Raw genomic sequence first — 20,904 nt, 5'->3', positions numbered from 1 at the left:
GGAAGGGATCCGACCCCGGCGGCGATCAGCCGTAGACCGGGTACTTGCGGCACTGCGCGCTGACGGCATCACGCACGCGGGCGATGACGGCATCATCGTTCGGCGCGTCCAGCACGTCGGCGATCCAGTTGGCCAGGTCCACGCAGTCCTGCTCGACGTAGCCACGGGTGGTCACGGCCGGGGTGCCCAGGCGCAGGCCCGAGGTCACGAACGGAGAACGCGGATCGTTCGGCACCGAGTTCTTGTTGACGGTGATGTGAGCCTTGCCCAGCGCAGCTTCCGCATCCTTGCCGGACACGTCCTTGCCGATCATGTCGACCAGCATCAGGTGGTTCTGGGTGCCACCGGAAACGATCTTGTAGCCGCGCGAGATCAGCGTGTTGGCCATCGCCTGGGCGTTCTTCACCACCTGCTGCTGGTAGGCCTTGAAGCCCGGTTCCAGCGCTTCCTTGAAGGCCACGGCCTTGCCGGCGATGACGTGCATCAGCGGACCGCCCTGGATGCCCGGGAACACGATCGACTGCAGCTTCTTGACCAGGTCTTCGTCGGCGCCCTTGGCGATGATGATGCCGCCACGCGGGCCGCGCAGGGTCTTGTGGGTGGTGGAGGTAACGACGTGGGCATGCTCCAGCGGGCTCGGGTAGACGCCAGCGGCGACCAGGCCGGCCACGTGGGCCATGTCCACGAACAGGTAGGCACCGACCTTGTCGGCGATGGCGCGGAAGCGCGCCCAGTCGATCACCTGCGAGTACGCCGAGAAGCCGGCGACGACCATCTTCGGCTTGTGCTCCAGGGCCAGGCGCTCGACTTCGTCGTAATCGATCAGGCCCTGGTCGTTGACGCCGTACTGCACGGCGTTGAACAGCTTGCCCGAGGCATTGACCTTGGCACCGTGGGTGAGGTGGCCGCCGTGGGCCAGGCTCATGCCGAGGATGGTGTCACCCGGCTGCAGCAGGGCGAAGTACACGGCCTGGTTGGCCTGCGAGCCGCTGTGCGGCTGCACGTTGGCGTAGTCCGCGCCGAACAGCTGCTTGAGGCGGTCGATCGCCAGCTGCTCGGCGATGTCCACGTATTCGCAGCCACCGTAGTAGCGCTTGCCCGGGTAGCCTTCGGCGTACTTGTTGGTCAGCTGGCTGCCCTGGGCTTCCATCACCGCCGGGCTGGTGTAGTTCTCGCTGGCGATCAGCTCGACGTGGTCTTCCTGGCGCTGGGTCTCAGCGGCAATGGCCTTGGCCAGTTCGGGATCGTAGGTTTCGATGCGGACGTCACGCGGGAACATCGGGTACTCCAGCAGGCAGGGAAAGGGGTACGGCTCAGCCCCTGATTGTAGCCCCGCACCGGCCTGCCGGGGCCGAAAAGGCCGGGGCCGGCACTCCCGAAGGAATCCGGCCCCGTATGGTTTCCAGGGATGTTGTGGGATCAGGGCCCTTTCCGTTGGAAAGGGATCCGACCCCGGCCGCGATCCTCAGCGACTGTTGATGATGTAGTCGGCGATGATGCCGGTCGCCACCGCCACCAGCAGCATGTTGCCGCGGTCGTCGCGGATCCAGTGGTGCCCATACGGCGGGCGGCGCAGGTGGTAGCGCGGGTAGTCGTTCACCACATAGATCGGGCCGCGGTAGTAATCGCGGTAGCGGTGGCCGACCTTCCAGCCGTAGCCCGGGCCGTAGACCACGCGCGGCGGCGGCGGGGCCGGGCGGTAGTAGCGGTCGTGATCGCGGTGCCAGTCGCGGCGGTCGCGCTCCCAGTCGCGGCGTGCCTCGCGGCGGTCGCGTTCCCAGTCACGGCGGTCCTGTCGCCATTCGCGGCGGTCCTCGCGCCACTCGCGGCGGTCATGGCCGCGACGGTGGTCGTTGTCGGCAAAGGCCGGGGCCACCGCGCCGAACGCCAGCACAGAGGCCACGGCGCCGGCCATTACTCGATTGATGCGCATGTCAGACCTCTGCTTGGGTGGTGGTGAGCCCATATTGCGCAACCGATCTGAACCGTTTCCGGCTGGAAACGCTTCCCGCTGCAGGACTGTGACGCAGTATTCAGCCCACGGCCAGCCCGACGGCGCCTGCCCGGCGCGGCCCGGAACCGGTTCCGGCTATAATTGGCGGTATTCCTTTCCAGTCTGTGCCCGCTGCCACAACGGGATGTTCCCGTGATGGGCCGGGCGCAGGGCCGCGCCTACGGAGACCTCATGTCCTCGCAATACATCTACACCATGAACCGCGTGTCCAAGGTGGTCCCGCCCAAGCGGCAGATCATCAAGGACATCTCGCTGTCCTTCTTCCCGGGTGCCAAGATCGGCCTGCTGGGCCTGAACGGCGCCGGCAAGTCCACCGTGCTGAAGATCATGGCCGGCGTGGACACCGATTTCGAGGGCGAGGCCCGCCCGCAGCCGGGCATCAAGGTCGGCTACCTGGCCCAGGAACCGGAACTGGACCCGAACAAGACCGTGCGCGAGTCGGTCGAGGAAGGCGTGGGCGAAGTGCTGCAGGCGCAGGCTGCGCTGGAAGCGGTGTATGCCGCCTACGCCGAGGAAGGTGCCGACTTCGACGCGCTGGCCAAGGAGCAGGAGCGCCTGGAGGCGATCCTGGCCGCCGGTGATGCGCACACCCTGGAAAACCAGCTGGACGTGGCTGCCGATGCGCTGCGCCTGCCGCCGTGGGATGCCAAGATCGCCAACCTGTCCGGCGGTGAAAAGCGCCGCGTGGCACTGTGCCGCCTGCTGCTGCAGAAGCCGGACATGCTGCTGCTGGACGAACCGACCAACCACCTCGACGCCGAGTCGGTGGAATGGCTGGAACAGTTCCTGGCGCGCTACACCGGCACCGTGGTGGCGGTCACCCATGATCGCTACTTCCTGGACAACGCCGCCGAGTGGATCCTGGAACTGGACCGCGGCCGCGGCATTCCGTGGAAGGGCAACTACACTGAATGGCTGGTGCAGAAGGATGAGCGCCTGAAGCAGGAAGAGAACCAGGAAAAGGCCCGCCAGAAGGCGATCCAGAAGGAACTGGAGTGGTCGCGCCAGAACGCCAAGGGCGGCCGTTCCAAGGGCAAGGCCCGTCTGGCCCGCCTGGAAGAGCTGCAGTCGCAGGATTACCAGAAGCGCAACGAGACCAACGAAATCTTCATCCCGCCGGGCGAGCGCCTGGGCAACATGGTGATGGAGTTCAAGAACGTCTCCAAGAAGTTCGGCGACCGCCTGCTGATCGACAACCTGTCGATGCTGATTCCGCCGGGCGCGATCGTCGGCATCATCGGCCCGAACGGCGCCGGCAAGTCGACCCTGTTCAAGATGATCACCGGCCAGGAAAAGCCGGATTCGGGCGAGATCGTGATCGGCCCGACCGTGCAGCTGTCCTACGTGGACCAGAGCCGCGACAAGCTGGAAGGCAACCACAACGTCTTCCAGGAAATCGCCGGCGGCCTGGACATCCTCAACATCAACGGCATCGAGATCCAGTCGCGCGCCTACATCGGCCGCTTCAACTTCAAGGGCCAGGACCAGCAGAAGATGGTCGGTTCGCTGTCCGGTGGTGAGCGTGGCCGCCTGCACATGGCCAAGACCCTGCTGCAGGGCGGCAACGTGCTGCTGCTCGACGAACCGTCCAACGACCTGGACATCGAAACCCTGCGTGCACTGGAAGACGCGCTGCTGGAGTTCCCGGGCAACACCTTCGTGATCTCGCACGACCGCTGGTTCCTGGACCGCATCGCCACGCACATCATCGCTTTCGAAGGCGACTCGCACGTGGAGTTCTTCCAGGGCAACTACCGCGAGTACGAGGAAGACAAGAAGCGTCGGATGGGCGATGACGCTGCGCCGAAGCGCCTGCGCTTCAAGGCGCTGAAGTAAGGCAACCGGAAAGGCCGCGCTCGCGCGGCCTTTCTCCTTTCGGTAGGTCACCACCGTTGGTGGTGACGCTTTGAAGCGTACCGACCAACGGTCGGTACCCACGTTCTGCATTCGGGTAGGTCACGACCGTTGGTCGTGACACCTTAGTCGCGAGAATCTCCATGTCCCTGTTCGAGCGCATGTTCCAGCTGCAGCAGCACGGCACCACCGTGCGTACCGAGCTGCTGGCCGGCATCACCACCTTCCTGACGATGTCCTACATCGTCTTCGTCAACCCGGAGATCCTCGGCACCACCGGCATGGATGCGGGTGCGGTGTTCGTGGCCACCTGCCTGGCCGCCGCGCTGGGTTCGGCGGTAATGGCGCTGGCGGCCAACTTCCCGGTCGGCATGGCACCGGGGATGGGCCTGAACGCGTTCTTCGCGTTCACCGTGGTCGGCGCTGCCGGCCTGCCGTGGCAGCAGGCGCTGGGGGCGGTGTTCATCTCCGGCCTGGTGTTCCTGGTGCTGTCGCTGACCGGTGTGCGGGCATGGCTGGTGTCGGGCATTCCTTCGTCGCTGCGCTCGGCGATCGTGGCCGGCATCGGCCTGTTCCTGGCGATCATCGCACTGCAGAAATCCGGCGTGATCGTCGGCAACGAAGACACGCTGGTGGCGCTGGGCCCGTTGAACACGGCGCCGCCACTGCTGGCGCTGGCCGGTTTCCTGTTGATCGCAGTGCTGGAAGCACGCCGGATCCGCGGCGCGATCCTGATCGGCATCCTGGCGGTGACCGGTGCGGGCTGGGCATTGGGCGACGTGCAGTACCAGGGCCTGGTTTCGCTGCCGCCGAGCCTGGCCCCCACCTTCCTGCAGCTGGACCTGCCGGGCCTGCTGCACCATGACGGCGGTGCGCCGATCGCGGTGTTGCTGCAGGTAGTGCTGGTGTTCGTGCTGGTGGAAGTGTTCGATGCCACCGGCACCCTGTATGGCGTGGTCGGTCGCGCCGGACTGCTGAAGCTGCCGGGCGCGCAGAAGCGCTTCGGCCGCGCGTTGCTGGCCGACAGCACCGCCATCGTGGCCGGTTCGGTGCTCGGCACCAGCAGCACCACCGCTTTCGCTGAAAGCGCCTCGGGCGTGCAGGTGGGTGGCCGTACCGGCCTGACTGCGCTGGTCGTATCGGCGCTGTTCGTGGCCGCGCTGCTGTTCTCGCCGCTGGCGGCGATGGTGCCCAGCTATGCCACCGCACCGGCGCTGCTGTTCGTGGCCGGCCTGATGCTGCGCGAACTGGTGGAAGTGGACTGGAGCGACCTGACCGAATCGGTGCCGGCCGCACTGTGCGCGCTGGCGATGCCGTTCACCTACTCCATCGCGAATGGCCTGGCGTTTGGCTTCATCGCGTATGCGGCACTGAAGGCCGGCACCAGCCGCTGGCGCGAAGTGCATCCGGCGGTATGGCTGGTGGCGGTGCTGTTCACCCTGCGCTACGCGTTGGAGTAAGCACACGGTGGTGCCGGCCAGCGGCCAGCACCACCGGTCGCTGGGTTCACCTGCTGCGCACGGTGCTCTGGGATGATGCGGGCATGGTTGCGCCCGTCCTTCCCGCAGATCCGTCTTCGCCGTTGCGCCGCCGCCTGCTGCGCGCGGCCGTGCTGGCGCCGTTGGCCGGTACGCTCGCCACCCTGCCCGGCTGCTCGCTGCCGGTGCAGGTCGACGGCACCTTCCTGCAGCCCTGGCGCAGCCACCTGCAGTGGGGACTGGCCGACTGGCAGCGCTCGTTGAAGCTTGCACATACGCTGGGCTGCCGTCAGCTGGTGCTGCAATGGACCGGCATCGTCGGCGGCAGTGACGGCGACTGGTCACTGCCCGACGGCAGCCTGCAGCAGCTGTTCAGCGCCGCCAGCGAGAACGACATCCGCATCCGCGTCGGACTGCCCTTCCAGCGACGCTGGTGGCAGGCGATCGGGGCCGACGATGCCACGCTGCAGGCGTTCCTTGCCGACAGCCTGGAGCATGCACGCCGCTGGTTGGCACAGGCGCCCTGGGCGCAGGTACCCGCCTTCGAGGGCTGGTACCTGCCCTACGAGCTGGAGCAGTACCACTGGGCCGATCCGGCACGCCAGCAGTGGCTGGCGCAATGGCTGCACGGGCTGGCAGACGCCGCCCGCGCGCGCGGCGGTGACTGCGCGATCTCCTGCTACTTCAGCCGCCTGCAGACCGACGGCAACCTGGTCACGCTGTGGCAGGCAGTGCTGGCACAGGCCACGCTGCGGCCGATGGTGCAGGACGGCGTGGGCGTTGCCGGCGCCGGCAACGTGCAGCAGCTTCAGCCGTTGCTCGATCACTTCCACGCGCACGACATCGGCTTCGATGCGATCGTCGAGCTGTTCCGCGAACTGCCCGGCAGCGCCGCTGATGGCAGCGGGTTCAAGGGCGAGACTGCCGATGCCGCGCGGATCCAACGGCAGCTGGCGTGGGCACGCGACAGCGGCGCACAGCACGTGCTGGTCTATGCGCTGGAGCCGTGGCTGACCCAGGACACGCCGCAGGCGGCGGCGCTGCGGCGGCGGTGGGGGTTGCCTCAGTAATATAGGATGGCGGTGGCGAACAGGCCCTTGGCGCGCTGCGTATCACCGCCACCGATCGCAAAGCGGTACTGCACGGTCAGGTCGAGGTAGGAACGCGGCGTGTTGTAGCGGTCCTCGCGGAACCAGTAGCGCACGCCCAGGCCCGGCCCCGCGCCAAGTGACCAGCTGCGCTGCGTATCGTTGAGCGCGAACGACTGCGACGGGAACAGCGGGTAACGGATGTCGCGCACGCGCGAGCGCTGGTCCAGCCAGTCCGCCCCCACCACCAGATACGGCGTGACCACCCAGTGGGTCTGCCCGGCGCCAAAGCGGAAGCTGCGTCCGGCGCGCAGTTCACCGGCCGCGAACCACTGTTCGCGATGCAGGCGCCCGCTGGCATCGCCGATCCGCCGCACCGGTATGCCGTTGGCATCGAGTGCATCGAGCGTGAAATGCGCGCTGTTGTCATCCCACGTGTAACCGCCCTGCGCGTAGCCGCTGACCATCCACCACTGGTTCACGTCGGTGCGCAGGTCGGTACCGTGGTAATAGCCGTAGGTCAGGTAGGACATCCAGCCACCGGAACCGCTGGCCAGGCGGTAGCGGGCCAGCGTGCTGGCTTCCAGTGGCGGGTTCAGGGCCAGCTGCAGGCTGCACTGCACGGCCGCGGACGCGGGATAGACATCGCCCGTGCGGGTGGCGCTACCGAGAAACTGGCGGCGCTCGATGCCGGCGCTCAGGCCGGTCTGGCCGAAGGCGTAGCGCATGCCGAACGAGGCGATGGTGGACGGCCAGCCGGTGGTGGAACGCGAGCGGCTGAGACGGTCGGCGCGAGCACGTGCGTCGGGTGTCGATTCGCCGGTGCACGGGTCCACTGCGCGGATCGATTCGTAGGTGCCGCCCTCGTCGTACAGCGTGTTGAGCAGCCGGGTGTACAGCTCCAGCGTGCCATGCTGGTCATTGAACGCCGGGGGCCGCCAGAACGCTTCCAGCGTGCTGAACACCGAATCGCCCGACGTACTGATCGCCGCGCCGCCGACATTGGTCGCGGCCTGGCGCGCGCCGCGGAAACCGGCCGAGGCGATCACGCCCCACTCGCGCGAATAGTTGGCGATGGCATTGCGCACGTTGTAGCGCTGATGCGCATCCAGAGGCAGCTCACCGGCGTCGGCGCGATCAATGGCGCTGCGCAGCAGCGACACCGCCTGCGGATGATCTCCGTTGGCCGCACTCGCGTACGCCTGGTCGATCACCACGCTCTTGGGTGCCTTGCCGGTGGCCTCGGCGGCACGGAAGTCGGCCAGTGCGCGCGCCGGTTCACGGGCCTTCTGGTTGAGGTAGCCGCGTTGCATCAGCGCCACCGCGTCATCAGGGTGTTGTGCCAGCGTCGCATCCAGGCGCAGCCGCGCTTCGTCCTGCTGGCTGCGGTTGCCTGCCGCCAGCGTGGTGGTCAGCAGGCCTTGCAGGTCTGCATCGTCCGGTGCGAGTTGCACGGCCTGCCTTGCCTCACCGATGGCCTCGGCAAAGTCCTGCCGCGCGTAGGCTGCATATGCGCGCTGTGCGGCACCACCGTCGCCCTGCAGGTCAGCCGGCATCAGCTCGCAGACATTGCCGGTGCCATCCGACTGGCAATGCTGGAACGGCGCCGGATAGGCCTGCGCACTCATGCGCGGACGCTCGCGACTGGATCCGGTCGCCCTGGCGCGCTGCTCGATGCCCTGCTGCAGCAACTGCTGCGCGCGAGCATCGCCCACATCCGTGGGCAACGCCGCCTGCAGCGGCGCCAGCAGTGCAGCCGCACGTATGCGGTCCCCAGCGGCCAATGCCGCATCCACGGCCAGCAGGCGCACGTTGCGCTGTTGCGTTGTGGACCCCGGCAGGGCAAGCGCGGTGTCGAAGTCCTCATTGGCAAGCACGGTCTTGCCCTGGCGCTGGCGCAGATAACCGCGCATCACCCGGGCATTGAGATCGCCGCCGTCGGCCTGCAGTGCCTGGTCGGCGCTGCGCTCGGCGTCGGCCAGCTGCCCCTGCTGCAGCTGCGCGGTGATCAACAGCAACCGGTACGAAGCAACATCCGGCGCAAGCTCGACGGCGGCCCGCGCCTGCGCGACGGCCGCCGCATCGTTCTGCGTGGACAGCGACTGGTAGGCCTGCTGGGCCTGCAGCAGCGCGCGCTGGCGGGCCAGCGCCACGCGCCGCGCGTGCAGTTCCTCGACGTTCGGTGCGCCCAGCTGCAGCGCCGTGCCGATGGCCGCGTCGGCCAGTTCGGCCTGTTGCTGTGCTTCCAGCGCCGCCACCCACAGCATCGCCCAGGCGCCCTGCTTCGGCTGCTGGCGGAAGGCCTGCTCGGCCTTGCTGGCTGCTTCCCGCATGCGCCCGGCGTCATAGGCAGCATAGGCCTCGGTGGCCAGCGTGTAGGCCTGCTGCCTGGCGCGGTCTGCGCCGCTGCCGGCCGCGCGCGGTGGGGAGGGGGCGCGCCCGCCCCTGGCATCCGGGGGCGTGCTGCGCGCAGCGGTGGCAGCGGCCAGTGCCGGCAAGGCCGGATCCTTCAACCCGGCATCCAGTGCACGGCGCGCCTGCTGCTGCGCCTCCGCCGACCGGCCCAGTTTCTGCAACGCATAGATCTGCAGCAGGCGCAGCCGCACCACGTCCGGGCGCAACCGGACAGCTTCGCTGGACTGCTGGTAAGCCGCTTGATAGTCGCCGCGCTCGTAAGCGGCGAAGGCCTGCTCGGCGATGCGGTATGCAGCGCCGGACAACGGCAGCGGCGCATCGGCCTGCGCCAGCACCGGCGCGGCGGCCGTGGCCAGTGCCACGGCAATGACGGTGGACAGCAGCGTGGTCTTCATGCGGGCAAGGCTCCGGGAGGCGGCGACTGCAGCGCGGCCGCACGCCGGCGCTGCTCCTGCATGGCCTGGGCCACGGCCTCTTCGGTAGTGATGCCCTGCTTGACCAGGTAATCGCCAATGCGGCCATCGCGCTGCGGCTTGTACGCATCCAGTGCGATCTCGAAGCGCGCGTGGTCGATCAGGCGCATCTCCACCAGCAGGTCGCCCAGCAAGGGCACGTTGTCCAGCTGCCAGTGCTGGTCGCCGCCGATCAGGCGCAGGCCAGCGTTGATTTCGCTTTCGCGGGCGATGCTCTGTTCGATGTGTGCGCTGCGGGTTTCCTGCTTCAGCAATGCCAGCGCGTCTTCGGGCAATGGGCTGGCCACGGCCAGCCGCAGTGTCTGCTGCTGCCGCGGCGGTAGCGGCAGCATGCGCCACTGCACGCAGGCATCGGCGCTGACCGGGAATGAGCCCGCGCGCAGGTAGTCGACGTCGATGACCGCACGCGGCAGGTCGCCCTGGAAGGCGATGGCTTCGGCCAGGGTTTCATCATCCAGCCAGCCCTGGGTTAGCAGGATGCGGCCCAGCGGCTGCCGCCGGCCGGCATGCTGCTGCGCCAGCGCCTGCTGCAGCCGCTCCGGTTCCACCGCCTGCCAGGTGGTCAACAGCTCACCGAGCTGCTTGCGGGTCTGCACCAGCTGTGCCGCATCGGGGAAGTCGTGCATGGTCTTGTCCCAGACCATGCGCTTGCCGAACAGCAGGTAGGCCAGGAACACCTTCCATGCGCGGGCGGTGGCCATGAAGTTGATCATGTTGCCGACCACCATGCGCGGGATCGACATCAGCGCATGCTCCCAGCCGTACAAGCGGTTGACGAAGTAGAAGCGCTGCACGACGCGGGTCGCCAGCGCCGCCGTGGTCAGCAGCGCGACATTCATCTGCCAGGTACCGGCCTGGAACACGCTGGGGAACTGCATCGTCCACACCCCGGTCGCCTTCAACAGCCAGAACAGCAGCAACTGCAGGAAGATGAGGTAGGCGATGATGCTGACGAACGAGGTGATGATGCCCTTGCGATCGCGCGCCAACAGGTACTTGGTAGCCAGCGAACCGCGCCAGCCCAGCGACTCCCAGCTCTGCAGGCCGATGCCCAGCACCCAGCGCGCCTTCTGCCGGTACGAGGCGCGGAAGTTGTCGGGGAAGTACTCACGCACGCACAGTGCCATCTGCTGGGTGCGCTCGCGCACCGGCCCCCAGCCGAACCAAGACGGCCGGCGCACGCGGAACTGCACCGGGAAGCGGGCGAAGATCGACTGCATGCCCATGGCTGCCAGCCGCGCACCGACGTCGTAATCTTCGGTGAGGCTGTCGGTGTTGAAAGGCTGGTTGTCGGTCTGCGCGCTCAACGCCAGCAGCGCACGCCGCGAAAAGCAGGTGCCGACGCCGGCCGACGGCACCATGCCGGACACGCTCTCGCGCACCACCAGGTCCTTGGCGTGCCATTCGGCGAACTCGTCCATGTAGACACCGGCCACCAGTTCGTACCATTCGCGGTCCAGCGAGGTGACCGGCAGCTGGATCATGTCCTTGCGCGGCAGCAGGTAGTTGTAGAAGCGCAGTTCCATCGGGTGCAGCACGTCTTCGCTGTCGTGCAGGATCACCCCGGCGAACTTAATGTCGTGGCGCTTCTCGTAGTCGAAGATCGCCAGGATCAGCCAGTTCAGGCAGTCGGCCTTGCTGGTCGGTCCGTCATGCGGCACCTCCACGCGACGCAGGCGCTTGTAGCGACGGCGCATGCGCTCGACTTCGTCGATGGTCTGCTGGTCGTTGGGATAGGTGCCGACGAACACGACGTACTCGCGGTAGTCGAGCACGTTGATCATGTTCTCGACCATCTGCGCGATGACGTCGTACTCCATCCACGCCGGCACCATGATCGCCAGCGGCTGTTCCGGCCGCTGCAGCAGGTCTTCCTGGGTCAGCGGCCGGTACGCGTCGCGGCGCTTGACGGTCAGCGCGCGCCAGCTCTCGCGCACCCAGTACCAGACATCGATGAACAGATCATCGAGGCTGGAGATCAGGATCAGCACGGCCACCGCCGCCGCCGTGGTTTCGAGGGCGGCGTAGTAGTTGGCCAGCTGGATGTTCCAGAACAGACCGTCCACGGTGGATCAATGTCCTGCGTTGGCGGACTTGCGGCGGCGCACCTGGGTGACGCGGGCGGCCAGCAGCGCGAATACGATCACGCCGACCAGCAGCAGCAACCAGACCATGTGCCGTTCCCACTTCGATTGCGGATTGCCATCGTGCGCGAGGCGCGTGCCATAGGGATCCTTGCGGTCGAATTCGCGCACGACGTCAGTGCCGTCAAGCACGGCAAGATCGCCGCGCAGCAACCGGAACGGTGCGCTGAACGACGGTGCCTGTGCACCGAGGTCGCTGTAGAGAACGCCCAACTGGCCGCCGGACGATCCCACCTGCACCACCGCGGCGTGATCCAGGCCGCTGACATCCAGCAGCGGTTGCGACGTGCCACCGACCCGCAGGTGGCCGTCCTTCTGGCCGGCCACATCGACACCGGCCGGTGCAACGCCGAAGGCCAGCCATGGCGCGCCCGGGCTGACCGCGGCACCGGCATCGACCACCTTCAGTTCCGACGCCTCCGGCGAGGCGCCCACTGCACTGGCCACCGCGATGACCTTGCCCAGCGAGGCCGGTGCATCCTGCAGCCAGGCGCCGGGCACGAACACCTGGTTGCCGCGTGACAGCTGGCTGCTGGCACCGACGAAATCACTGCCCAGCGAGCGCCTGGCCAGGGTCAGGTGGCTGCTGGGCAGGATCGAGACTGGATAGCCGGTCGCCGGATCGTGGCAGTAGGGGCGTGCCGGTTGGCGCAGGAAGCTGACACGGATCTCGTTGCGCGCCGACAGCGCGTAGGCCGGTACCTTGGCCACCAGCCGTTGCGGTTGGCCGTTGGCCGACAGCACCTTGCCGCCCAGCAGGTAGTCGTTGAGGTAGATCGTGGCCACCGCGCCCTGACCCGCCGCATTGGGGGCCGCCGAGACATCGATCACCACTTGCTCGGGCAGGCGGCCATCGGCCGACAGCGTGCCCAGATCGAAGCTGGCGCTGCGGTCGGCGCGGGTCACCACATCCATGGTTCCGGCGATGTTTCCGAGCCGGCTCAGCAGTACCTGGTCACCGTCCAGTTTGGGCGTTCCTGCTGCGCTGACCTGCAGGCTGCGGCCCAGCGCATAGCTGCGCCACTGTTCGGCGAACAGTCCGGCCACCTTGCCCGCTGCCGCCGGGTCGACCACCAGCGTCGGACGGCCCGCAACGGCCACCACGCTGACCGAAGCGTTGGCGGCGGGCTTCTCCAGGCCGCTCATGTCAGTACCGCGCCACGCAGCAAACGCTGCGCCCGCATCGGTGCCCGCCGCGCCGACCTGTGCGGCCAGCGCATCCAGCGCCGCGCGTACGCCGGCGCGCAATGCCTCGCTGCCGATCATCACATCGGCGGCAAGCGGCCCGCTGTCACGCAACGACAGCAGCGCCCCCACTTCGGCCAGATCCTTGATCGCGTGCACGCGTTCGCCCGTAGCCAGCGCTGCATAGGCCGGCACGCCCTGCAGGCTGGCCGGGACGCTGATGCCGGCCAGGTCGACGCTGTCGCCGACCTTGGGCAGCGCCACCACCTGCACCTGCTTGCCGCCGGCCTGCAACGCGGTACCAATGCGCCAGGCGGCATCATAGGTTGGCGCCTGCAGCGCCTTGCCCTCCACCAGCAGGCGCACCCGCGGTGGCAGCGCGCCCCAGGCCTTGGCGACGGTATCCACGGCACGCCCATCGAAGCGGTAGCTGAAGCGCGAATCCGGCGACAACCGCAGCACATTGGCCGGCGCGCTCTGGTCGGCACATTGATAGTCGGACACGATCGACCACCAGCCGACACCGACCCGCACGAAGCCGTTCTGGCGGGGTTCGCCATCGATGGCCAGCAGCTGGCTGGCATCGCCCTGGGCATCGGTGATCGAACGCGCGGCGACCGGATCGCCATCCACCGACCACAGGCCTGAAGTGCGCCCGGCGTGGCCACGCACATAGCGCCCATCGAGCTGCAGCTGCGCATCGCGGGTGGCAACGCCGGCCGGCACCGGCAGGTAGACCTCGCGCTGGCTCTCCTGCCCACTGAGTACCAGCGGTTGGCGGAAGCCGAGTTCGCGCAGCGTCATCTGCCGGCTCACCGTGCTGTCGCCGCTCCATTCTGCGAACTGGCCGGCGACGCTGTCGGCGGCGTGGGCACTGCCAACCGCGCACGACAGGACGAACGCGGCGGCGGAAACAAACAGGGGACAGCGGCCGGTGTGGCTCATGGCGTCACTTCATGGAGAGGGTGGTAGGCGGCACCGCCGCTGCGGAGACCGGGCGAGAATTCGGGAAGCGGGGCGCCACGCAAGGCGGCGACGATGCGGGCGCTGGCGCGGCCGTCGCCATAGGGACTGCCATCGGGGTCGAAACGGGTCGGCTGCGGTGGCTGTGCCAGGGCCGCATTGACCCCCTCGACGATGCGCGGGGGCGTGGTCCCGACCAGCGTCACCACACCGGCCTCGACCGCCTCCGGGCGCTCGGTGACGTCGCGCATCACCAGCACCGGCTTGGCCAATGCCGGCGCTTCTTCCTGCACGCCACCGGAGTCGGTGAGGATGACGTCGGCGCGCTGCATCAGGCGCACGAAGCGCAGGTAGTCCTGCGGCGGCACCAGGTGCACGTTGTCGAGGTTGCCCAGGTGTGCGTTGACCGGTGCCTGCACGTTCGGATTGAGGTGCACCGGGTACAGCACCTGCAGATCCGGCCGCTGGGCCAGTTCGGCCAGCGCACGGCAGATGTCCTCGAAGCCCTGGCCGAAGCTCTCGCGGCGATGGCCGGTGACCAGCAGCAGGCGGCGCCCGGGGGCGAGCATGTGGAAGGGTTCGTCAGCCTGGGCACGCAGTGCCGGATCGACATCCAGGCGCTGCACGGTCTGCTGCAGGGCATCGATGACGGTGTTGCCGGTGACCAGGATCTGACCGCCCAGATGCTCACGAGCCAGGTTGGCGCGCGAGCCGGGAGTGGGTGCATACAGCTGATGACCGACCACGTCGATCACCCGCCGGTTCATCTCCTCCGGCCATGGCCGGTTGATGTCGCCGGTGCGCAGGCCGGCCTCGACATGGCCGATCGGAATGCGGTGGTGGAACGCGGCCAGGGCGGCGGTCATCGCCGTGGTGGTATCGCCGTGCACCAGCACGCGATCCGGGCGGACCTGCGTGTAGAGCACGTCAAGCCGCTCGAACAGCCTGGAGCACAGGCCATTGAGGGTCTGGTTGGGCACCATGACATCCAGGTCATGGTCGGCGGTGATCTCGAACAGCGACATCACCTGGTCGAGCATCGCCCGGTGCTGGCCGGTGATGCAGACCACCGATTCGATGTCCGCAGCCTCGGCCAGGGCGCGCACCAGCGGCCCCATCTTGATCGCTTCCGGTCGGGTGCCGAACACCGACAGGACCTTCACCGGGGTGCTCCGGAAGGACCGTACTGGAGAATGCCAGTAGCTGTAGCCACGTCTGGATCCTTTCGGCGTTCCCGCCCAATGCCCGCAGGCAGGAGACGGTCACCTCATGAGGAAACTCCAAATTCGCGACGTCCATCACATTAGATTGATGGTACGTGCGTCGTGGCACTGATCTTCATCGTTGGAAGATCAACACGCAGTCAACGCCGCCCGTGGGACGGGCGACGTTGCGGCGGAACGCAGCAGGGACAGCCGCCCGGGCGGCCTTACTCGTACTGGATGGTGAAGGTGGCCTGGCCGTTCGCGACACCCGCACCCACCGTACCGGCCTGGGTCTGCACATAGCGCGCGCGCAGCGGCAGCGCCATGACGCTGGTCCCCGGCGCGGTGGTGCCGACGTTGATGGTCTGGCCGAAGCGCACTTCGCGCTCGGTGGTGCCAACGCGCTGGACCATCTGGATGCCGATGCGGGTGGCGCTGTTGCTGGCTGCGCTGAGCTTCAGCACACCCGGCATGTTCGAGCTGTCCTGGTCGGCATCGAGGCGGATGCCGATCTTGCTCTGGTAGGCGGCAACATTGCTGCCCTGGCAGTTCAGGCGGATCTCGAAATCACGATCGACCGCGCGCGAACCGACACCGGTGAAGGTGGTGTTGGGCACGCTGCCGAAGTCGACGGCGATGTTGCGGCTGCCGGCCTGCACTTCGCAGGTCGGGCTGACCACGGTGGTGCCCGAGCCCTTGAAGGTGGAGGTCAACACCGGGCGACCGGGGCCATCACCGTCGAAGTAGTACGTGGTGAAGCGGCCGTTCGGCGCGATCACGCCCGAGCCTGTCTGTGCCGCAGTCTTGATCAGCTGGATGCGGAACGTGCCTCCGACCAGCGAGATGGTGCTGTTGCTGGCGAAGTTGATGGTGTGCGGATAGTAGGTCTGGATCGCGCCGGAGTCGCGGTACAGGCGGATGCCCACGCCCGCCACATCGGTTTCATAGACGTTCGAGAAGCCGGCCACCGGACGCTTCTGCGCGGCGTTGACGTACTCGCCGATGGAACGGCCACCGGACCAGTCGCAGCGTGCCACGCTGTTCTGCTGGTTGATCGGTTCGCTGATCTCCTTGATCACGCCACCGACCGGCGTGCTGGGCAGGATCACGATCTGGCCCATGTCCATGGTCACGTCCTGCGCGGTGAACCAGCTGGACTGGATGCGGCACGACGCGCTGGCCTGCTGTGCCAGCAGTGCGCCACCCAGCAGTACAAGGGCCGTCAGCGCCTTGCGGCCACGGGAAGAAATCATCGGCATGCTGCCTCCAGCGGAATGAAGCCGGTCTTGGACGCATCGGCGCCCGCCGGAACCTGGTAATCGATGGTGCAGCGCTGGTCGGCACCGGCGCCCCACTCCACCAGCAGGCGGCCCTGGTTGTTTTCACTGCGCACGTACAGGCGGCCGCCCTGGCTGACCATGCCGACCGGCTGGCCCTGCTCATCCTTGACCTGTGCACCGAACGGCATGCTGCGGCCATCCGGGTTGCGTACCTGGATCAGCAACGCGTTGCCCTTGCGGGTATCGAAGCGCAGGTAGCTGATGGCACCGGCGAACGGTGCGATCGACTGGCTGGTGCTTTCCAGCTCGACGTCGTGGGCCATGCCCTGCGGATCGAGGGTGACGGTGTTGAGGCGGTACGGCGACACGTACGGCACCACGGCGTAGCCGCGGCCATCGACGCGCAGGCCCGGGGCGTTGCTGACGATCGCATCGCGCGCGCCCGGTGCCTCGACCAGCACCATGGTGTCGCCACGCTGCGGGGTGAAAGTGAAGCCGCCCGGATGCACCACCACGCTGCCGTTGGCACCGACGGAGGCCTGGCGGAAATCACGCGAGTGGCTGTAGGTGGCATTCAACGCGGAGTAGCGGCTGCGGTATTCGGCATTGCCGACCGCCGTGGTGCCACCCTCGCGGGAATCGGACAGGGCCACGCCGTAGCTGAAGTTGTTGTCGACGCCGGCCGAACCGGTGATGCCGACGCGGCTGTTGTCGTAGCCACCGCGGTCGCGCACGCCCAGATCGGCACTGAACGACACCGGGTGGGTACCACGGCCCAGCGGCACGCTCATCGACAGCAGGTACTGGGTGTCGGAACGGCCGAGCACGCCTTCTTCGGTGCGCAGCGCCGAGAAGCCGTAGTTCACCGAACGCCAGGCGTTGTTGTAGCCCACCTGGTACTGCTTGGAGGTGCCGGAGCGGTCATAGAAGTCACGCACCGAACCGGTCACGTACAGCGCACCGCCACGACGGCCCAGCGGCTGGTTCAAGGTCACCTGGAACTGGCTGCGCTGGCGACCACGGGTGGTCGGATCGATGCCGCGCTTGTCCGAGTCACGGCCATACAGCGCGTCCTGCAGGCTGTAGAAACCTTCGGTCGAGTAACGGTAGGCGGCCAGGGTCAGGTTGGTGCCGGTCTCACCGATCATGTTGCTGTAGCTCAAGCGCACGCTGGCGCCGGTGTGGCTGCCGTAGTGGTCGAACGAGGTGCGTGCATGGGTGACGTCTGCCGCGAAGGCACCGACCCGCGTGGACAGGCCGACACCGTACAGCAGCGACAGGTAGCCATCGCTCAGCGCGCTGCCGCCGTACAGGGTCAGCTGGTTGCCGATGCCGCGCTGGTAGGTGCCCTGCACCAGCCAGGGTTCGTCGGCCAGCAGCTTGTTGCGCACTTGGCCGGCGGTCAGCGAGTAACGCGACACGCCTTCGCGCAGCATCTGCGGCACCGAGCCGAACGGCACCTTGAATTCGCGGCGGCGGCCATCGGCCTCGATCACGCTCACTTCCAGGTCTCCGCCGTAGCCGGTCGGGTACAGGTCATCGATGACGAAGTTGCCCGGCGAAACGGTGGAGGAGTAGATCAGCTGCTGGTTCTGGCGCACTTCGATGCGTGCGTTGGTCTCGGCGATGCCGCGCACCACCGGCGCGTAACCGCGCAGCGAATCGGGCAGCATGCGATCGTCGCTGGCCAGGCTGGCACCGCGGTAGCCGATCGAGTCGAACAGCTCGCCGGTGGTGTAGGCCTCACCGATGGTGAGCATGCCGCGCACCTGCGGGATGCCGCGCTGTGCGTAGGTGGCGATGCTCTGCCAATGGCGGCCGTCACCCTCGGACCAGGTCAGGTTGGAGTCGTGGCGGAACTGCCAGCCACCCAGGTTCAGGCCGGCATTGAGGCCGAGATAGGCACTGCGGTTGCGCTGGCCACCTTCGACACGGCTGTTGCTGTCGATGGCATTGAAGCTGTAGCCGACGAAACCGGCATTGATGCCGCGGTCCCACAGCGCCGGGTTGACGTAGCCGCGTGCCTCACGGCGCAGGAACACCTGCGGGATGCTGAGGTCGTAGCGCAGGTTGCCGCTGTCGTAGACACCATAGGCGTTGGCCATGCGCTGCTGCACCGGCACGCAGCTGGTCGTGTCGGTCGGCAGCGTCGGGTCCTGCTGCAGCAGCACGGCCTCGCTGTCCACGCCCATTTCTTCCAGCATCGGCAGCGGCAGGCAGGCGTCGACACGGCCCTGTGCATCGGCCTTGAACTGCAGGTCACGACGGCCCTGCCAGGCACCGTTGACGTAGACATCGACACGGTAACTGCCGGCCACCATCGGGTTGCCGTTGCTGAAGGCAGCCAGGTCGACCTGCTTGGCCTGGCCGGACAGGAAGCTCGAATTGAACTGGGCCGATTCCGGTGCACGCGCGTTGGCCGCACCACTCTGCGCCATCAGCGCCTGTTCGCCGAGATTGGCCGGTGCAGCCAGCGCCCATCCTGGGCAGGCCACGCCAGCAACCAGCAGGCAAAGCGCCTGATGGATCGACAATGTCAATCTGTTTCCGATCACACTGACATTCCTTCAATTCGCCGCACGGCGGCGGTGGCGGGATGCGCAGGCCCTTGGCCGGCGCGGCGCGTTCAGCTCCCGGTGCTGTCGAGGCGGACGGTGTGCTCGACCCGGCCGCCGTAATCGTTGATGGTGATGAAGCGCACCTGGTTGGTGCCCGCCGGCGCGGCGAACTCCAGGCTCTGCTTCGGCGCGACCATCGCGCCCTTGTCCTCGACGGCCTTTTCGCTGCTGCCGGTCACGGCATGCACTTCGGCCAGAGTGACGTGGAAGGGGCTCGGGTTTTCCACCCGCAGGCGGTCGCCATTGCGGGTCCAGCGCAGCGCTGCCGGTGCGTCGTTGGCGACGCCCTTCAGGCCCTGCGGCCGGTAGAAAAGCTTCAGGCGCGAACGGAACGCAACCTGCAGGTAATTCTGGTCACCACTGTCGGCGTTGTCCGGCGACGGCGGTACGTCCAGCACATTGAGCCAGAACACCGTCTCGCGATCGGTCGGCAGCTGCGCGCCGGAGAAGATCAGGCGCAGCGCCTGGCTGCGGCCCGGCTCGACGCGCGCGATCGGCGGCGTCAGCACGAACGGAGCATCGCTGGTATCGGCGGTCTGGTTGGCGTCGCCACTGTCGATCCAGGCCTGGACCAGTGCGGGCGAGTCGCCCACGTTGTCGACCTGCACGGTGACTTCGCGCGCCTGTGCCGGGTAGATCACCCGCGTGCCATTGACCACCACGCCGGCCAGTGCGTTCTGGCAGAGGGGCAGCGTGAACGCTGCCAGCAGCAGCGCCCGGGGAAAGAGTGCTTTCATCGGAAGTACTACGCTCGAGGGGTGTGGCCAAGGGCCGCGGAGCACTGGCCGGCGCGTACGCCGGCCAATGCGGGTACGGCTACGATCAGTTGTAGATGATCGTGTACTTGACGCTGCTGGTGACGTCGCCCGGGGTGGCGGCGGCAGTGGCGTAGTACTCAGCGTAGTAGTTCAGGTCGGCCGAGCCGTCGGTGCCGACGGTGACCCACTGCGAGTTGGTCTGGGCCAGGCCAGCGCCAGCCGCCTTGATCGGGAGGAACTGGTTGTTCGAGCCCAGCAGCTGCAGCTGCACGTTGGTGGCAGCGTTGGCCGAGGCCTGGTTGACCAGGCGGCCGCTGTTGAAGTCGACGGTCGAACCCGGCTCGAAGTAGGTGGCGACGTTGCCGGCGCTGCACTTGGTCAGGTTGATGGCGAACGGGGTACGGCCCGCAACGGCACCGGCGGTAGCCAGGGTGTTCTTCGACACGGTCGGCAGGGTCACGGCGAAGTCCTTGCCGCCCGGGGTCGAGATGGTGCAGGTCTTGTCGGTCACCTTGCCATTGAAGGTGATGGTGCCGTCGGCGGCGTTGGCGGCCAGCGGAGCGGCGGCCAGCATCAGAGCGGCAATGAGGTTGATCTTGTGCATTCGCTTTTACCTAACCCTACTGAAGAGATGAGAAGTAGAGGAGGAAGCAAGGAGCACTGCCGGGCTAACAAGACCCATCCTTGCGTCTCACCTGTGGCCGGACTCGGACATACCTTCCCCTGAATCCGTGACGCAAGTATATGCACAAATGTGATGAAAGTCTCATTATTTTTCTGAACGCCAATTCATTGACGCTCTAAATGTGACGTGATAGGCGGAATCTGCGCCTGGGAGGCGTGAAAGATTTGACGACGGGGCCGCCAGGTCGCGGCCGACCGTGGATGACGCGTTGAGAGGCGCGTTCGGCAGGCGCGGAAACAGGCCTTTTTCAGCCGGAAATCGCCTTATTTGATGCGCATCACTCTTTCTTGGTGATGGCCCTAGCAGATTCGGATTTGTCCTATTAAAGGCGGATCGAACCTGTCGCTAACTAGGACACACCGAACCAGAGAACGTGTCATGAGGAATTCCATTCTGCTGTGTGTGGCCCTGATGTCCGTCAGTGCGCTGGCCCAGGCCAGCAGCGGCAGCATCCGTTTCAGCGGCCGCATCGCCGAGCCGGGCTGCACGACGAACCTGTCCCAGGGTGAGCTGAGCCTGGCGGCCTGCCCGCCGTCGGCCAAGGGCTCGACGGTGGAAGTGACGGCACTGGCCGATGGCCAGGCCGCGACGCTGCGCGATGGCAAGCGCCAGGGCCAGAAGCTGTCGGTGTCGGCCAGCGCGATGCGCGCCGGCGATATCGCCTTCTCCGAGCGTTACAGCGTGCAGGCTTCGAAGCAGCAGCCGCTGCAGGGCGCCTACCTGGTGGTGGTCGACTACCTGTAA

14 protein-coding genes are annotated in these 20,904 nt (G+C 67.2%); 4 read left to right on the top strand and 10 right to left on the bottom strand.

The genetic code is table 11. The features are described 5' to 3' along the window. Positions 1-25: 25 nt before the first annotated feature. Together glyA and ACEPA4_RS03075 are read right to left on the bottom strand one after the other, a co-directional pair. Complete coding sequence (gene glyA, locus ACEPA4_RS03080) at positions 26-1,279, bottom strand: serine hydroxymethyltransferase (RefSeq protein WP_005415251.1); 1,254 nt, start codon at positions 1,277-1,279, stop codon at positions 26-28. A gap of 186 nt (positions 1,280-1,465) precedes the next feature. Continuing rightward, positions 1,466-1,933, bottom strand: coding sequence for an RcnB family protein (locus ACEPA4_RS03075; RefSeq protein ID WP_032953924.1), 468 nt, complete (start codon positions 1,931-1,933; stop codon positions 1,466-1,468). Positions 1,934-2,185: 252 nt separating this feature from the next. On the opposite strand from ACEPA4_RS03075, the gene ettA reads away from it, so the two are divergent. The 3 genes from ettA to ACEPA4_RS03060 all read left to right on the top strand — a co-directional run bounded on the left by ettA (position 2,186) and on the right by ACEPA4_RS03060 (position 6,416). Beyond that, entirely contained in the window at positions 2,186-3,850 is a 1,665-nt protein-coding gene (ettA, locus tag ACEPA4_RS03070; protein ID WP_005415249.1) for an energy-dependent translational throttle protein EttA, read from the top strand. 161 nt (positions 3,851-4,011) lie between these two features. Continuing rightward, on the top strand, positions 4,012-5,328 hold the full coding sequence (locus ACEPA4_RS03065; RefSeq protein WP_374083001.1) for an NCS2 family permease: 1,317 nt from the start codon (positions 4,012-4,014) through the stop codon (positions 5,326-5,328). Positions 5,329-5,411: 83 nt separating this feature from the next. Next, positions 5,412-6,416 (top strand): DUF4434 domain-containing protein, encoded by a 1,005-nt coding sequence (locus tag ACEPA4_RS03060; RefSeq protein ID WP_065186771.1) that lies wholly within the window; start codon positions 5,412-5,414, stop codon positions 6,414-6,416. Here ACEPA4_RS03060 and ACEPA4_RS03055 read toward each other — a convergent pair. The 8 genes from ACEPA4_RS03055 to ACEPA4_RS03020 all read right to left on the bottom strand — a co-directional run bounded on the left by ACEPA4_RS03055 (position 6,410) and on the right by ACEPA4_RS03020 (position 20,079). Then, positions 6,410-9,244: a hypothetical protein gene (locus ACEPA4_RS03055; protein WP_164092968.1), complete on the bottom strand. Its 2,835-nt coding sequence runs from the start codon at positions 9,242-9,244 to the stop codon at positions 6,410-6,412. The genes ACEPA4_RS03060 and ACEPA4_RS03055 overlap by 7 nt on opposite strands. Continuing rightward, positions 9,241-11,388, bottom strand: coding sequence for a glycosyl transferase family protein (locus ACEPA4_RS03050; protein ID WP_188239234.1), 2,148 nt, complete (start codon positions 11,386-11,388; stop codon positions 9,241-9,243). Before ACEPA4_RS03050 ends, ACEPA4_RS03055 begins: the two co-directional genes overlap by 4 nt. Before the next feature lie 6 nt (positions 11,389-11,394). After that, complete coding sequence (locus ACEPA4_RS03045) at positions 11,395-13,596, bottom strand: hypothetical protein (RefSeq protein ID WP_329889550.1); 2,202 nt, start codon at positions 13,594-13,596, stop codon at positions 11,395-11,397. Then, on the bottom strand, positions 13,593-14,777 hold the full coding sequence (gene wecB / locus ACEPA4_RS03040) for a non-hydrolyzing UDP-N-acetylglucosamine 2-epimerase (RefSeq protein WP_164092966.1): 1,185 nt from the start codon (positions 14,775-14,777) through the stop codon (positions 13,593-13,595). The genes ACEPA4_RS03045 and wecB overlap by 4 nt, the downstream gene beginning before the upstream one ends. A 266-nt stretch (positions 14,778-15,043) precedes the next feature. Further along, positions 15,044-16,078, bottom strand: a complete 1,035-nt coding sequence (locus ACEPA4_RS03035; protein ID WP_111128421.1) for a fimbrial protein — start codon at positions 16,076-16,078, stop codon at positions 15,044-15,046. After that, positions 16,069-18,633: a fimbria/pilus outer membrane usher protein gene (locus tag ACEPA4_RS03030; protein WP_374083044.1), complete on the bottom strand. Its 2,565-nt coding sequence runs from the start codon at positions 18,631-18,633 to the stop codon at positions 16,069-16,071. The genes ACEPA4_RS03035 and ACEPA4_RS03030 overlap by 10 nt, the downstream gene beginning before the upstream one ends. 92 nt (positions 18,634-18,725) lie before the next feature. Further along, positions 18,726-19,454, bottom strand: a complete 729-nt coding sequence (locus ACEPA4_RS03025) for a molecular chaperone (protein WP_005415239.1) — start codon at positions 19,452-19,454, stop codon at positions 18,726-18,728. An 85-nt stretch (positions 19,455-19,539) separates the two neighbouring features. Next, a complete protein-coding gene (locus ACEPA4_RS03020) occupies positions 19,540-20,079 on the bottom strand; it encodes a fimbrial protein (protein WP_005415238.1) in 540 nt (179 codons plus the stop codon). A gap of 459 nt (positions 20,080-20,538) precedes the next feature. Here ACEPA4_RS03020 and ACEPA4_RS03015 point away from each other — a divergent pair, with 459 nt between their 5' ends. Then, complete coding sequence (locus tag ACEPA4_RS03015) at positions 20,539-20,904, top strand: hypothetical protein (protein WP_049414538.1); 366 nt, start codon at positions 20,539-20,541, stop codon at positions 20,902-20,904.

Source organism: Stenotrophomonas sp. P2112 (assembly GCF_041897515.1).
GTDB classification, from domain to species: Bacteria; Pseudomonadota; Gammaproteobacteria; order Xanthomonadales; family Xanthomonadaceae; genus Stenotrophomonas; species Stenotrophomonas sepilia.
This window is presented reverse-complemented; position numbering and strand designations above follow the sequence as displayed.

Excerpts from the sequence above, each read along its gene's own strand:
- glyA (WP_005415251.1), bottom strand. The coding sequence starts at position 1,279 with ATGTTCCCGCGTGACGTCCGCATCGAAACCTACGATCCCGAACTGGCC.
- ACEPA4_RS03075 (WP_032953924.1), bottom strand. The coding sequence starts at position 1,933 with ATGCGCATCAATCGAGTAATGGCCGGCGCCGTGGCCTCTGTGCTGGCG.
- ettA (WP_005415249.1), top strand. The coding sequence starts at position 2,186 with ATGTCCTCGCAATACATCTACACCATGAACCGCGTGTCCAAGGTGGTC.
- ACEPA4_RS03065 (WP_374083001.1), top strand. The coding sequence starts at position 4,012 with ATGTCCCTGTTCGAGCGCATGTTCCAGCTGCAGCAGCACGGCACCACC.
- ACEPA4_RS03060 (WP_065186771.1), top strand. The coding sequence starts at position 5,412 with ATGGTTGCGCCCGTCCTTCCCGCAGATCCGTCTTCGCCGTTGCGCCGC.
- ACEPA4_RS03055 (WP_164092968.1), bottom strand. The coding sequence starts at position 9,244 with ATGAAGACCACGCTGCTGTCCACCGTCATTGCCGTGGCACTGGCCACG.
- ACEPA4_RS03045 (WP_329889550.1), bottom strand. The coding sequence starts at position 13,596 with ATGAGCCACACCGGCCGCTGTCCCCTGTTTGTTTCCGCCGCCGCGTTC.
- ACEPA4_RS03035 (WP_111128421.1), bottom strand. The coding sequence starts at position 16,078 with ATGCCGATGATTTCTTCCCGTGGCCGCAAGGCGCTGACGGCCCTTGTA.
- ACEPA4_RS03025 (WP_005415239.1), bottom strand. The coding sequence starts at position 19,454 with ATGAAAGCACTCTTTCCCCGGGCGCTGCTGCTGGCAGCGTTCACGCTG.
- ACEPA4_RS03020 (WP_005415238.1), bottom strand. The coding sequence starts at position 20,079 with ATGCACAAGATCAACCTCATTGCCGCTCTGATGCTGGCCGCCGCTCCG.
- ACEPA4_RS03015 (WP_049414538.1), top strand. The coding sequence starts at position 20,539 with ATGAGGAATTCCATTCTGCTGTGTGTGGCCCTGATGTCCGTCAGTGCG.